The 14,493-nt window shown below is 59.4% G+C and carries 9 protein-coding genes; 4 read left to right on the top strand and 5 right to left on the bottom strand.

Features of this window, described 5'->3' with window-relative positions:
* Positions 1-23 precede the first annotated feature (23 nt).
* From X726_RS164020 to X726_RS164035, 4 genes are all read right to left on the bottom strand, one after another.
* On the bottom strand, positions 24-848 hold the full coding sequence (locus X726_RS164020; RefSeq protein ID WP_023687780.1) for a FecR domain-containing protein: 825 nt from the start codon (positions 846-848) through the stop codon (positions 24-26).
* The gene (locus X726_RS164025) at positions 845-2,062 is read right to left on the bottom strand and encodes a tetratricopeptide repeat protein (RefSeq protein ID WP_197031261.1); all 1,218 of its coding nucleotides are present in this window, start codon (positions 2,060-2,062) and stop codon (positions 845-847) included. The genes X726_RS164020 and X726_RS164025 overlap by 4 nt, the downstream gene beginning before the upstream one ends.
* A gap of 532 nt (positions 2,063-2,594) precedes the next feature.
* On the bottom strand, positions 2,595-3,782 hold the full coding sequence (locus X726_RS164030; protein ID WP_023667956.1) for a magnesium transporter: 1,188 nt from the start codon (positions 3,780-3,782) through the stop codon (positions 2,595-2,597).
* Between the two features lie 504 nt (positions 3,783-4,286).
* Positions 4,287-5,003, bottom strand: coding sequence for a pentapeptide repeat-containing protein (locus X726_RS164035; RefSeq protein WP_023687777.1), 717 nt, complete (start codon positions 5,001-5,003; stop codon positions 4,287-4,289).
* 1,444 nt (positions 5,004-6,447) lie between these two features.
* Here X726_RS164035 and X726_RS164040 point away from each other — a divergent pair.
* The 4 genes from X726_RS164040 to X726_RS164055 are packed head-to-tail and all read left to right on the top strand — an operon-like array spanning position 6,448 to position 12,030.
* A complete protein-coding gene (locus tag X726_RS164040; RefSeq protein ID WP_031214583.1) occupies positions 6,448-7,896 on the top strand; it encodes a TolC family protein in 1,449 nt (482 codons plus the stop codon).
* A gap of 37 nt (positions 7,897-7,933) precedes the next feature.
* Complete coding sequence (locus X726_RS164045; protein WP_023691465.1) at positions 7,934-10,066, top strand: type I secretion system permease/ATPase; 2,133 nt, start codon at positions 7,934-7,936, stop codon at positions 10,064-10,066.
* A 43-nt stretch (positions 10,067-10,109) separates the two neighbouring features.
* Positions 10,110-11,399, top strand: coding sequence for an HlyD family type I secretion periplasmic adaptor subunit (locus X726_RS164050; protein ID WP_023667951.1), 1,290 nt, complete (start codon positions 10,110-10,112; stop codon positions 11,397-11,399).
* Positions 11,389-12,030, top strand: coding sequence for a ribbon-helix-helix domain-containing protein (locus tag X726_RS164055; protein WP_023667950.1), 642 nt, complete (start codon positions 11,389-11,391; stop codon positions 12,028-12,030). Before X726_RS164050 ends, X726_RS164055 begins: the two co-directional genes overlap by 11 nt.
* Before the next feature lie 85 nt (positions 12,031-12,115).
* Here X726_RS164055 and X726_RS164060 read toward each other — a convergent pair whose 3' ends face one another.
* Positions 12,116-13,060, bottom strand: a complete 945-nt coding sequence (locus tag X726_RS164060; RefSeq protein ID WP_023667949.1) for a transglutaminase-like cysteine peptidase — start codon at positions 13,058-13,060, stop codon at positions 12,116-12,118.
* Positions 13,061-14,493 lie beyond the last annotated feature (1,433 nt).

Raw genomic sequence — 14,493 nt, 5'->3', positions numbered from 1 at the left:
TGGCTCATCTCGTGCAGCCAGGCCTAATCGCAGTTGTAGTAGTAGCAGCAACCCTCACCCTCACACTCGCCCCGCCGCCCCCCGCTGCCCGCAGGTGGCGTTGGGCTGTCAGGGAATTCCATGACCACTCCTGGCAGTGCGCCGTCCCTGGACCCGCAGACTTTGAGCGAGGAGCCTAGAGCCGACGCACAAATTGCGCTTACGTCCAACCCAGGACCCGGTGCGCCCGGCAGGCCGGTTCCCGCTATCCGGTCGATACTGTCCAAGATCGGGAAGGCGTCGATGCCGCCGTAGCCGGCCAGAAGCTTGCCATCGTCCGACGTGCAGGCGTAGCCCGGGTTCGTGATGACCAGCCGTTTGCCATTGATCGTGCAGGTCATGCGGCCGGCGCGCAATATGCCGACGGTCTGGCCGGCTGCCACCAGCACTTCGATGATGCCGCCTCTCGCTCCGAGCACCATGTGCGGCGTCGCAACCTGCATGACGCCCCCTTTCGAAACCTGGCCGCCATAAAAACGGGCCAGGCCGCTGTTCATCCCGATGTCGATCTTTCCCGACCCGGAGCCCGGATTGTAGACGAACTCATCGATCGTCAGGCTGGTGTTTGGACCAATTTTGGCGCTCGATTCATCCCGGAACACCAGCATTCCGAGACCGGTGGGATTGCTGCGCAACTGGTCGCCGAGTTCGACGCCGGCGCCAACGTTCATCGTCCCGCCGTTATTGCGGACGATGATGGTCTGGTAGGCCGTCATCGACCCGACCGTCTCAGCAGCGGATGGTGCCGCGAAGGCGAGGCAGGCGATAAAAATGACGATCTGATGATACCTCATCGCGGCCTCTTTCAATTGAGCGTCAACGTATAGCTCATGAGCATTTCGAACGATTTTCGGTCGCGGTTGGCGAGGGCGAAGTTGGTTTTGCGGTAGGCGAGATCGACGCTGATCTTCTGCGCTTCCGTCAGCTGAAAATCGCTTTCCGAGGCAATGCGCCAGAAGTCGCTCTTGATATTTGTGCCGATGCCGACGGACAGATCGGGAGTGTCGCTGTGGCCGGCCGATAAGGCGATCTGGTGCGACCATGCGAAAAAATCCGGTACGTTCATCAACAGGCCGCCATAGCGGACCTCGCCCGTATAGCTGCGGCTGATTTCGCCCGATCCGGAAGCGAAGTCATTCGAGCCGACAAAGCGCAAGCCGAGCGCCTGGCCATTGCGGAAGCGGTAGCTGCCGCCTGCCTCATAGAAGACCCTGCTATCCGCGAAAATGCCTTGCGAGGCGCTTAGATCGATGTAGCCGCCACCGGCGAAGAGCGTCGTCTCGACCGTCGGGCGAACGACGAAACGTCCACTGAGGCCGATACCGGTTTCGTAAATGTCGCTGTCGAAACGATCCGTAACGGTGAACGCGGAAAGCAGCAGGCGCAGCGAATCGATCCCGCTGTTGGGCAGTCCCTTGTCCCAGGTTATCGCTGCGTTGCCGTGGATAAAAGTCTTCTCGCCACCCGGAACCGACAGGTCTTCCGTGAAAAGACGCTCAGTCGCGGTCAACGACCCCGAAAGAACGAGCGCGTCGGCACTTGGCGTGCCGAGGTCCCACCGCACAAAACCTTCCGCCTGCCCGTAAGGCGAGACGAAGCTGTCGTCGTCCTGCGCCCCGCCTGGCTCAAAATCGGTGAATGCGCTGAATACGCCGCCGGTCAGGGCGAGTTCCCAGGTGACGCCACGCAACGCGCGCTCGATGCGGGCGAGCAGGCGAACAGCTTCCTGTTGCTCACTTGCGGTCAGACCCCCGACTTCGATGCCGTACTGCACCTGCCGCCGGGCCAATTCATAGGACCCGACATGGTAATACAACCGGCTGGCCGCAAGCCGGGCGCGCGCATCGCGGGGGTACTGGATCAGATACTGCTCGATCGAGGAGATCGCCTGATCGTATTGCCCAGCGTTGACCGCAACCGTGACGAATTGGGCGAGCGTTCCATTGTCGGCCGGACTGGCGATGCGGGCCGCAAACGCATCGTCATAGGCCCCAAAAAGACCTTGTGCGCCGGCCGGCAACACGCCGGCACAAAGCAGCGCTGCGGCGAAGCCGAAGATCGTTCGAAACGAAGATTGCATGCCGAGAACCCACCCCAAACCCGACTAGTGCGAGGGATTTAGCACGACTGCAAGAAAAAGGCGACTGAACGGTCGCCGGACTTATGCGAGTCCTCAGCAGCTGTTGCAGCTGCGCAACAAGATATCGGGTTTATTCCTATTTCGGCTGCGCTGATTGTCAAAAACTCTTCTCAACATTGCTGCACGTGATTGAAGTATTTGGCCCAAGTCTTAACAAAATCAAATCTCATCAGTAGTGGATCGCACAGCCGACAAGATTAATATTGGGTGGGCGATCCTGCGTATCTGGTCACCAGGCTTCAAGGTCACCCACGGCTTCTCCAAAGGCCTTCCGTCGCGTTTCGCAAGGGACGGAGAGCTGCCGGAGGTGCTTCTCACGAGGCGTGTGCGATTCGGCCCGGGTCTTGCAATTTCTTTGAACGCGAGGTCAGCTCATTGCCTCAACGCCCAGGGACGCGTCACCGCACGCAGCTTGCTACAGCACGAGCATGGTGGCCAGCCCCAGCATCAGGCCCATGCCTACAATATCGGTCACGGTGGTGAGGAAGATCGCCGAGGCGACCGCCGGATCGGCGCCTACCCGGCGCAGGCCCAACGGGATCAGCACGCCGGAGATGCCGGACATGAGGCACGATCCGGACATGGCAAGCAGGATCACAAGTGCCAGCATCGGCGCTTGCGCCGCCGACGCCGGTTGCCTCGAGGCATAGAACCACATCGCCGCAGCCGCAACAACGCCGACGAGCACGCCGTTGGCGGCCGCGAGCGCGCCCTCTCTCATCACCAAGTGCAGCTTCGGTCGTTTGTCCACATCCCCCAGGGCAAGGCCACGCAGCGTCATAGCCAGTGCCTGGCAGCCGGTGTTTCCGCTCTGCCCGGCCAAGACCGGGAGAAACGCCGCCAGAGCAACGATCTTCTCGATCGTGCCTGTGAACGAACTGACCACGAATGCGGCCATGAAGGCCGTCAGGAGATTCAACTGCAGCCACGGATGACGCTTCAGGAAGGCTGAAAACAGCGGCGTAAAAGAGCGCTCCTCCTTCTGGAGGCCTACCATCTGGCCAGACTGGGCGGAAATCTCGATGATTTGCTGCTCGAACAATCGCCAGCCGCGAACCTGCCCGAGCAGCCGGTTCTCCGCATCCACCACCGGATAGACAGGATAGTGACGCCGTACCGCCGCCTTGCATGCGTTACTCAAAGAGAGACCGACATCAAGAGCGAACGGCCTGGGCAGCATGATGTGATCGACAATCGCGTCGGGTTCGCTCAGGATCAGATCGCGCAGGACCGCTAGGCCAACCAGTCTATTGCCCTCGTCCGTGACGTAGAGATAAGTGAGCTCGGTCGGCACCTGGGCGCCTCTGACAGCTTCCACCGCGGCAGCAACCGTCGTCCCGACAGGAACGCTGGCGGGGATCGGGTCCATCACGTCGACGAGCGACTCGGGGATCGCGAAACCCATCTCACCGTCATGAGAGCTGATGGGCCGCATATGCAGTGGCAAATGCTCGGCCACCTTACGGGCGTGCCCGTCCGGCAACAGCTTTAGTGTGTCGCGGATGAACTCGGGAGACTCTCTAGCGAGCAATTCAGCTGCGTCATCAGGTGCTCGAGCACGCAGCGTGCGCACCAACTTCTGAACGCCGGTCTCTTCGTTCATTTGCTATGGCCCCCCAATTGGAAAGTGAAAAAGTTGTGAAGTATCGGATCGCACCGGGGCGGAAATACGACAGCTTCTTCCGGCCCCAGCAGTCCGCTTTGTGGTTGTCGCAAGCGCCGCCTGCACACTCCTAGCTTGAGAAGGCAAAGCAGACGTCTACATTTTGGGCGTGCCTTCGGTCAGGTCAGCATGGGAGTGTCCGCGCTACTTCCCTCGCTTTTCAATCTTTAGATTTGGGAGGTCGGGTCGCTTGGATACCACACCGGCCTCCTTCAAGGCTGTGTATCCAACCTTTTTGAGGAGCTTCTCTGTTTTGGCGCGCTCCTTGTCCAGAGCGGTATCACCTTTGACCTTGGGCATCCGTCCTCCATTTGGTCGTTGTCGTTCGCCGGTAAATGAGATTGCCGGAAATGTCCCGCAGTGTCGTGCTTTGACCCGCGGTCGAGGACTGAATTGAGGCGCTTTGCCGCCCGGCAGCCTTTGGGCGGGAAGCGGACGGGCGGGCTATTCCTGCTGGAATTGACAGGGCCAATCTTCTGGCCTCGTCATGCCAGAAGGCAACTCGGTCCGGGCGTCTCCACAAGCCATGTTGAGCTGCCACTGGGACAGACCCGCCGAATTGGATAGATCGAGGCCCTCGATACGGGTCAGAAAGAAAAAAGCGCCGTCAAAGTCTATCGGTGCGGTGAACTTCGCTCCTCGGAAATCCGCCCGCGCGAGATTGGCAAACGAAAAGTGGCTGCCGCTGATATCGGCGTCATGGAACTGTGCACGCCCCAATTCCGCCTTTGTGAAATCAACATTGACCAGATTGGCGTTCTGGAAATTCGAGCGCTGCACTTCCGCGCCCGTAAACACAGCGCCCTGCGCGTCCATCTGGCTGAAGTCGGTCCTGTACGCCTCGATTTTGTCGAACCGGGCGCCTTTGGCGGTCGAGCCGGCCAGGGAAGCGCGCACAAGCGTTGCCTTCTCAAAATTTGCCGCAAGGAGATTGCTGTTCCTGAGGTCGGTCGAAGTGAAATCAACACCGAACAGGTTTGCCCCGCTCAGGTCCTGTCCTTCCAGGATGAGAAGCTTTTTGTCACACTCCTGCCAATTGACGCCAGGCGTCGCGGCTGCGTAGCAATCTTGAGCGGCGGTGGCGTTTTGCCAAGCCAATACAGTGCAAACCGCCAGAACCAAGCCGGATCCGCCGTAAGCTCTGGTTCGTCTCAAAGTCATTGTTGCTGGACCCCTCTGCTACTCGTCGACAATCAGCCTTACCACATCTGCTGACACTCGAGCCACGGTAACGACCGCCGTCACAGTTGCGCATCAACGATCCGCCGATAGCCAGCGGCAGCTTGCGAAATTATCGAGAGGTGGGGAAAAGCTTTGACGGTAGAGTGCTTTTTCGCGGATGCGATCACAAAACAAAGAGTTCGGCGTAAGCCGTGAGTTATTGGTGGGCCCGGAGGGCAAACGGAAATTGTTGATTTTGCTGGATTTTGGTGGGCCAAAATCTGAAAGGTCCCGTATCATCCCGTATGCTCCCGCGACCCCAAACTGCCGACCATAGCTGACCTCGTTTTGCAAACGTTGGGAGACAGGGTCCAGAACGGCGGAAATGGGGACGGTTGCAGATCGGCAGCTGTGGCAACAGCGCGCGACCAGCTGACGGTCTAGCGCCTCGATATGGCCGATGAGACTTGGGAAGTAACAAACAAGCGGCAGCTTGCAGCAGTTGTGATCGGTGGAATGGATTTACGAGTCGAGGCGCCGGACCAGGACCGGCTCACTTGCCTCGAAGTTCAGCCTGTTGGAATGGCGCGGAGGAACGAGTAGTGGTATCTAACGAGCCGGCGGCCCTCGATGTTTGACCGCGCTCGTCCTGCAAGTCTCGTATGTCGTCCCGCAAAGTGGTGGCGCAACCGACCACTTCGTTCCGCATTGTTTAAACAGCGTATGACTCAATTCCAGTCAGATTTTTTTCTGAGCTGCGAAAAGGCGGACACTAACCGTCAAAAAAATTGCGCTTTTGATTTTAACGGAAAATCGCCGCAAGAACTATTTTGAGGTTTCACCAGCTATCGGGTTCAATGGAGCGATTTTTGGACCTTGCGGCATTCGATGGCCTACAGAACCGCCTCAAAAAGTACCGTCACCTCTTCGGTTGACCGAGTCGTTGATCGGCCGTCATATGAGCCCTATGCTGGCACGCTGGCCAGTGAAGCAGTTGTCGGCCTTTATTCGCCGGCTCAGGGATTTATGCCCACGCTTCAGGTCCAAGAAAGACCGGGGTGTCGGTTCCAGGCTCTGGCAAGCGGGCTAAGATTATCCTGCCGATTGTAGCCGCCAACCAAGATGTTGTCGGTCACCTCGCTGAAAAAATACACCCAGAAATAGTCAAGCCATCAGGAGAAAATAGGTCATAAGGGGGCCTTGCGGTCCTCCTTCCCGGAGCGGTTTCGCTTGCCTGTTCAAACTCGGAAGGCTGTTACCCAAAAACCGCAGTGGGTATTTTATGTGCCATTTTTGCGACATTCTATAGAATTTTGCTTGAATTTAGCGTTTTAGCGGTCACTAAATCAATAAGTGCTCCCATATTTTGCAAATTTGTGAACAATCACGGTTGAGTTGTAACGCCTGGCAATAATGGCGCAGGGGAACGTTGGGGTGGGGTGAAATGAATACGACATCTATGTCGGCGATAGGCAAGCGCCTCGGCCTGCTGACGACGGTCGCCATATTGAGTTGTGGGAATGCTCACGCGCTCACTCTCCAGGAGGCGATGGCGGTTGCGGTGGAGTCCAACCCCGAAATTGGCCAGGCGATCGAAAACCGCGAAGCAATCGAATTCGAGCTACGCCAAGCGAAGGGACTTTATCTTCCCAGCGTCGATGTCGAGGCGTCGGCGGGGGTTCGTCGTCTCGACAATTCCTCCCGGCGTTCGCTGTCCATAGAGGATGACGCGCTCTATCCGGCGGAAGCCGACGTCGTTGTCACGCAGACGCTTTATGACAGCGGCGCAAGGCGGGCGGAACTGAACCGCCAGGCGTCGCGGGTCGACGGCGCATCGTTCCGGGTGCTGGAACGGTCTGAATTCATTGGACTGTCTGTCGTCCAGGACTATCTCGAATACATGCTGCAGGCTTCGATCGTTTCGGAAGCGAAGAAGAATCTGGGCTTTCACCAGGCAATCCTCGGCGACATCCGGCAAGGTATTGCAGGCGGCGCGTTGAACGAGGCTGATCGCCAGCAGGCCGAGGAGCGGCTGTTCGCTGCCAAGGCACGTATGCAGGAGGCGACCGAAGAACTGGAGGCTTCCAAGATACGGTTCTTCAAGACGGTCGGTAAGCCGCTGACCAACGCGTCAAGGCCAGGCGATGTCTCGAGCGCGCTGCCAACGTCGCTCGACGACGCGCTAGGGCTGGCGCGACAGAACAATCCGCGCGTCCACATGGCCAACAGCGATATCGACGCCGCCGCCTCCCTGGTGGATGCGGCGCGGGCGAAATTCGGGCCCTCCGTCATCGCCGAAGGCCGCGCCCGCGGCGGCTATGACATCGACGGCGACGATGGCGACGCTAGCGACCTGCAGGCGCGGCTGGTGCTGCGCTGGAACCTCTATCGCGGCGGCATCGACAAAGCCAACGAGCAAGAGCAGGTCCGCCGCACCAGCGAGCAGCGCCTTGTGCTGCACCAGGTTCTGCGCGAGATCGAGGAAGCCGTCCGTACGTCATGGGATCGCCGCTTCCGGCAGGCCGATCTGGCAAAGACATTGAAGCTTCAGGCTGCCGCCAACGAAAGGCTGGTGGCGTCCTATCGCGAGCAGTTCAAGGTCGGACAGCGCTCGCTGCTCGACGTGCTCGACGCGCAGAACACGCGGTTCAACACAGCTACGCTTGCCGACACCGCATCCTACGCGTCGCTTTTCGCGCAGTACCGGCTGCTGGCGGCAACCGGGCAGTTGCTGAAGACCATGAATCTTCAGCCGGCAAAACAGGCCACCGCCTATGCCAAGGCCGAGTTCAATGCGCCTGAAACGGCCGACACCGAAACGTATGCGCGCACGCCGTCGGAGCAGACGAACGATCTGCCTTTCGACATCCTCGCACCGGTAAGAAAGAAGTAGGAAGGTCAAGGACGAACGATAGTCCTGCGGGCTGATCGTGAACCCACAACCCAAAATCCTCTCCCCAAAAGAGGCGTTCAAGGCCTGCTTCTCCGCTGTTGCCGGGTACCTCGGCAGGCCGAGTTCCGAGACCGTGCTGTTTGCCGGCGTGCCGCTGTCAGACACCCGCATCGATATCGACGCCATCCGGCATCTTGCCGAACGCATCGGTCTTGAAATCACGGAATTCAGCCATCGCGACTTTCTTCGCGGACGCATCGACCTTCCCGCCATTCTGTTTCGCGTCAGCCAGTTGCCGGTTGCGCTGCTTGCCCAGACCGAGGACGGTGGATTTACGACCGCTCCCCAGGAAGACGGGCGCACCACAATTAGCAAATCCGAGTTTTCCGGAAGTTATATTAGTGGCGGCGTTTCCTTCTCGATAACCTATGCCAACGCAGTAGAGGCGATGAGCGTCGGTTCGGCGGCCAAGATCGAGCGGCGACATTGGCTGACCGGCACGATGGGGCCGTTCTGGCGCACCTATTCGAAGGTCATCCTGTCGGCGGTATTCATCAATCTGCTGGCTCTTGCCTCACCGATCTTCACCATGAACGTCTACGACAGGATCTTGCCGAACAAGGCGATATCGACGCTCTGGGTGCTGTCGATCGGGATCGGCGCGGTCATTCTGTTCGACCTGCTCTTGAAGACCGCCAGAGCGTCACTGATCGACTATGCCGGGCGCAAGGCCGATCTTCGCATCTCCTATATGCTTTTCGAGAAGGTGCTGAATTCGTCCTTGTCCGCAAGGCCCGGCTCAACCGGCGAATATGCAAATCGGGTGACCCAGTACGAGTTCGTGCGCGAGTTTTTCACGTCGAACACCATCAGCGTCTTCATCGACACAGCCTTCGTCTTCGTCTTTCTTCTTGTCATCTATGCGATAGGCGGTTGGCTGGTCGTCATACCGGCCATTGCCTTTGTCGCCTCGGTGATCGTCGGGCTGATCACGCAACGGCGCATCGGCAAACGCGTTGCCGCTTCCATGAACGAGGCTTCGCAGCGCCAGGCCCTGCTGGTGGAATCCATCTCCACGCTGGAAACGATCAAATCGCTGCGCGCAGAGGCTTACCTTCTGCGAAAATGGGCGGAGCATTCCAAGAACGCATCCAACACGTCCGAGAAGATCAAACAGCTTTCGGCTGCCGCCGGCAACATAACCCAAGCCATCCAGCAGATGGTCACCGTCGCTTTGATCGTGGCCGGCGCCTATGCCTTTTCGGAAGGGCATGTCTCGACCGGCGCCATCATCGGCACCGTCATGCTGGCGGGCCGGGCGGTGGCCCCGCTTGGGCAGATTGCGATCACCTTGTCCAGACTTCGCCAGGCGATGCTGTCCCTGCGAATGGTGAATTCGATCATGGCGCAGCCTGAGGATCGGCCGGACACGGTTGGTTTCGTCAACCGCCCCATTCGCAACGGTGCAATGGCATTCAGGAATGTCGGCTTTGTCTACCCGGGTTCCGAAAACGAAGTGCTGACCGGCCTGAATTTCTCGGTGAAGCCCGGTGAGCGGATCGGCATCATCGGCCGCATAGGCTCGGGAAAGACGACCATGGGGCGGCTGATCGGCAGGCTTTTCCTGCCGACCTCCGGCGAGCTGCTGCTGGACGGGATCGACATCCGCCAATACCACCCATCTGAGGTTCGCGCCGCGGTCGGGATCGTCGCGCAAGCCAACGATCTATTTTCCGGCACCATCAAGGAAAATCTCCTGATGGCGTGCCCGGAGGCGACCGATGAGCAGATCGTCGAGGCGGCCAAGGCTGCAGGCGTCGACGACTTCGTCTCCCGCCATCCGCGAGGCTACGACATGAATGTCGGCGAGCGCGGCACCAATCTCTCGGGCGGTCAGAGGCAGACAATGGCAATTGCCCGCCTGTTGCTGACCAAACCGAAAATCGTGTTCCTGGACGAGCCGTCCGGCTCGATGGATCTGGCTTCCGAGCGCCAGCTGATCAAGCAGCTCAAAGTGGCTTTCGATCGCAACACGACCCTGATCGTATCGACGCACCGCTTCAGCATGCTCGAGCTGGCCGACCGCCTGATCGTCATCGAGCAGGGCAAGATCGTTGCCGATGGACCGAAAGACCAAGTGATACAAGCGCTGCAGAAAACAAGCGCCTGACGAACAGAATTATGCGTGAACACAGCACGTTGGGACGTGGTAAATGCTAGCCAGGGAAGACCGTCCGCCGCTTTTTGCGTCGGCTTCGATATTCATTATCGGGGCGCTTTTTGCGAGTTCGGTAGCCTGGGCATCCTTCGCCGAGGTCGATGAAATCGCACGCGGCGACGGCAAGATCATACCGGCGTCGAAGACCCAGATCATCCAGGCCAGCGAGCCGGGCGTGGTTCAGGAAATCGCCGTGACGATCGGTCAGGTCGTCAAGAAGAATGACCTCATCATTCGTCTCGACAACACCTTCAACACTTCCAGCCTTGGCGAGCAGCAGGCCAAGGCGCGGGCGCTGCAGACGCGCATTGCACGGCTCCAATTCGAACAGACCGGCAGCCTCGAGGGCGCGTTTCCCTGTCCGTCAGAGATCCAGAAGGTGGCGCCGGAAATCTGTGACAACGAGCAGAAGCTGCTAATCGCGCGGCGCGACAACTTCGAAGTCAAACTGTCGGTTCTAAAGTCGCGGCTCGATCAGCGTGAGAAGGAACTCGACGAAGCCAACGCCAATGCCGATCGCCTCACCAAGAACCTGGCCGTCAGCGACCAGGAGGCGAAGCTGGTCGAAGCGATGGTCAAGAAAGGCCTGATGGCGCGAACCGAGCAGCTCCGCGTCGAGCGCGAGCAGACCGAGCTCAATGGTCAGCTGACGCTTGCCGGAGAGACCATCAAGAAAGCCAGGTCTGCCATCACGGAAGCCAAGCTTCAGGTCGACGAACTTGGCCTGCAGCTGCAACAGGAAGCGCTCAGCGATCTGACGCAGGCGCTGGCCGATCTCTCGGTGGTGGACGAGACGATACGCGGTGCCACCGACAAGGTGGCGCGTACCGATATCCGTTCGCCTGTCGATGGTATCGTCAACACGCTTGACATCAACACGGTCGGCGCCTTCGTCCAGCCCGGCGCGGTCGTCGCGGGTATCGTGCCGACGTCCGAGACCCTGCTGGTCGAAGCCCGGGTCTCACCGCGGGACGTCGCCTTCATCCGGCCGGGCCAGGATGCCCTGATCAAGGTGACCGCCTATGACTTCTCGATCTTCGGCGGCATCGAAGGCAAGGTGTCGAACATCACTGCCGACAGCCTTGTCGACCAGAAGACCGGCGAACCGTACTATCAGGTGCGTGTCGCCACCGACAAATCGACCCTGACACGCGACGGCAAGACCTATTCCATCATCCCCGGCATGATCTGTTCGGTCGACATCAAGACCGGACGCAAAACGATTCTCACCTACCTTCTGAAACCAATCAACAAGGCGCGGGAGGAGGCAATGAGTGAGCGATAGTGCGATCTCCCGCCCGGTCGATCGCGACCGGCTGCTGCCACCGCTGGCGAGTGAGGATTTCGGTCTCGAGTTCCGGGTTGTGGCGCGTGGCGGCACGCGCCGCGGCATTCGTCTGGAACGGGCGTTCTGGACATCGCTGAAGCAGATGGCGGAAAGCCGCAAATGCACGATCGGCACACTGATCGAGGAAATTGCAGAGAGCCACGCCAACGCCGGAAACCTGACATCGGCAATTCGCGTAGCCTGCATGCGTGGATTGGCCGACCAAAACCTCACCTTGCAGAGGCTCGCGTCGATCAAGACCATCAGCGCCATTCTCGTCGCCTGTCCCTCGCCGGCCTTTGCCCTGGCATCGTCGAAGAAGATCCTGACCTTCAATGCGCCGTTCCAGCAACTGGTGCGGCGGCAATTGCCGGTCGCGCCGAACGAGGACGCGCGCCAGGATCTCAAGCTGGCGCTGGACCTCAATGTCGCCGACATATTCGCCAGGCTCGACGCCAATGGCGAGACGCCGGTCGCGACCGGTTTCGTCATAGGCGCCGGCGACCGCCGCTACCGCGGTCAACTGAGCGCGGTGCGGGCGCCGGTGGTCGAGCCGGAACTGCTGATGGCGTTCGTCTTCGGCGGCTAGAGCAATTCCGGGAAAAGTGTGAGCGGTTTCCGTGGAAAATTGCGTCAAACAAGAGATAGAGCGCTCAAGACTCTCTGATGGGAGCTTACGGCTGCACACCTTCACCAGGCGCGACCGTCGAAAGGCCGCCCTTGATATCGGCTGTTTGAGCAGAACCGGTCTTCGCGCCATGGATCCACGCGCGATCGGTGCTGAACGAATACAGCGGCACGTAGGTCGGCAGGTCTGTGTCGCGGGAAACTACATTGCTCAAACTGTCGAGAATGAAGACGCCGCTGCCGGTGCTGACCGACAGCACGGCATGAAAGAAACCGCGCTTGCGATCCTGCAAGACGACCAGCGACATGCTCTGCGCCGGGATGCCTGCATGCAGCAGCGCGGCCATCTTGAGGATGGCGAAATCCTCGCAGTCCCCTGCCCGCCGCTCAAGGATTTCCGCGGGCTTGGCCCAGTAGTCGAGCCTGCCGTAAACCGCGCTGTCCTTCTTGTAGGCGATGGCGCGATTTATACTTGAGTTGACGAAGGACAACTTGTCGAAGAAGCGCTTGTTCCCGGCTGCCTTGACGATCTCGGCAAAGGCGCTGTTCTTGCGTTCGCACGCGCTGCTCGCGGTACAGTCGACAATTGCCTTGTAGACCGGCGCCCAGCGCGCCGAAACCGGGAAATTGCGCATCGACAGGGCAACAGAACCGAACACGCCGGGAATGATCGCCGCCGTCTGGATCGGGTCGATCCCGGCGGCGGGCGGCGCGATCGAAGAACCACGCTTTTCATCAACGGCAACAGGACCATAGCTGCTGAAAATCATGCCGATCCGGTAGGCTGGAACCGGCTGCCATGGCTGCGGCCGAGCCAGCGAAACGCCGCCGAGACTGGAAGGGGTTTCGACCGCCGCCAGAACTCCAGCGGCAGCGCCGGCATTCACGGCAATTGCTTTCGCGGATGATGGCTGCGGCAGGCTTGTGATCGCCATTGCCAGCAGGATGAGCCTGAGCCCGGTTATTCCCAGGGCAGTTTTTTCTTTTTTCATAACGCCCACCTCTTGACTGTGGACGGTACCAATCTTGTCTCAAATTACTGGAAAGGAAGGTGGATAAGTTTCCTTCAATCGGGAATACCCATTTTGTGTAAAATTTTATTCAAATTTATACTTCTGTTTACCAATCCAGCTCAGCCGGCGGATATCAAACGAGGCGCGGCGCGGCCAATGCATATCAGATTATATCTTCCGGGTTTACCACGCGTAAAAAATGCCGAGACTTGCATACCAGGATATATGAAATTGATTGCGGGACAGTTGCAAAGCAGAAGTCGTCACTGTCTCTATCCGGGAAATGCCGGAGGGGTTTGGCGATGACGACGAGTAACGATTTGGATACCGTCTCGAATTCTTGGGACGAGCACTCTTCACATGAACATGGCGGCTCGCCATCGCAGGCAGGCATCCAGGTAGCGCAGGCCGCTCAGGCGGCGCCTGCCGAGCCGGTGCCGGTCGATGTCGGCAGTGGCGCACCCGTTCAGCCGGCAGCACCCGCGGAGGCGAAAGCGCCGGCGGCAGCCGCGCCGCATGAATACGTGGCCGACGCCAGCAACATCGTGAAACTTCCGGCGGACGTCTCCATCGACAACATCAAGGTCGACGGCCACAATCTGTTGCTGGAACAGGCGGACGGTTCAGTCATCCTCATCAAGGATGGCGCGCTCAACGTGCCGACCTTCATCATCGGTGATGTCGAAGTTCCGCGCGTGGCCTTGCTGGCCGCTCTTGAAGCGAGCCACGTCGATGTCGCCTTCGGTGCCGATGGTTCGATCTCGGCCGGCCCGGGCGGCGCCCCAGGCAGTGCCGGCGGCGACTTCACCATTCCCCCAGGTGGTATCGGCGACGGCTTCGATCTTTCCGCATTGTTGCCGCCGACGGACCTGCAATTTGGACGGCTGGAGCCGCGTGAGCTGACGATCGGGGTCAGGGAAGAAGATACGACGCCGACAATCGACATTGGCTCCGGATTTGTCGTCAACGAGGCCGCGCTTTCCGACGGGACGGACCCGGCCAGCACCGCCGAGCAGGTTTCAGGGACCTTCAACATCGTCTCGGGTGATGGCATCGGGACGCTTGTCATTGACGGTGTGGACGTGACCAACGGCGGCAGCGTTGCCGGGCAATACGGCACGCTCGTGGTCACCGGCAATCCTACGAACGGCTATAGCTGGATTTATACCCTTGCCGACAACACTCTTGATCATCACGACAACTCATCGACCGGAACGACCGAGGGGGTTTCCGACAGCTTTGCCGTCGTGGTTACAGACACAGACAATGATCCGGCCACCGCGACCCTCAATATTGGTGTGCTGGACGACGGCCCTACGCTTTCGGTCCAGGCAACCGCGCAAGCGGCACAGTTGCTTTCGGTCGAGCTCGACGAGACGGTCGGCGGCGACCGCTATAATGCCGGCGAGACC

The organism is Mesorhizobium sp. LSJC285A00 (assembly GCF_000503155.1).
Taxonomy (GTDB): Bacteria; Pseudomonadota; Alphaproteobacteria; order Rhizobiales; family Rhizobiaceae; genus Mesorhizobium.
The sequence above is the reverse complement of the archived record's forward strand: the minus strand, read 5'-3'. Positions and strand labels throughout refer to the sequence as shown.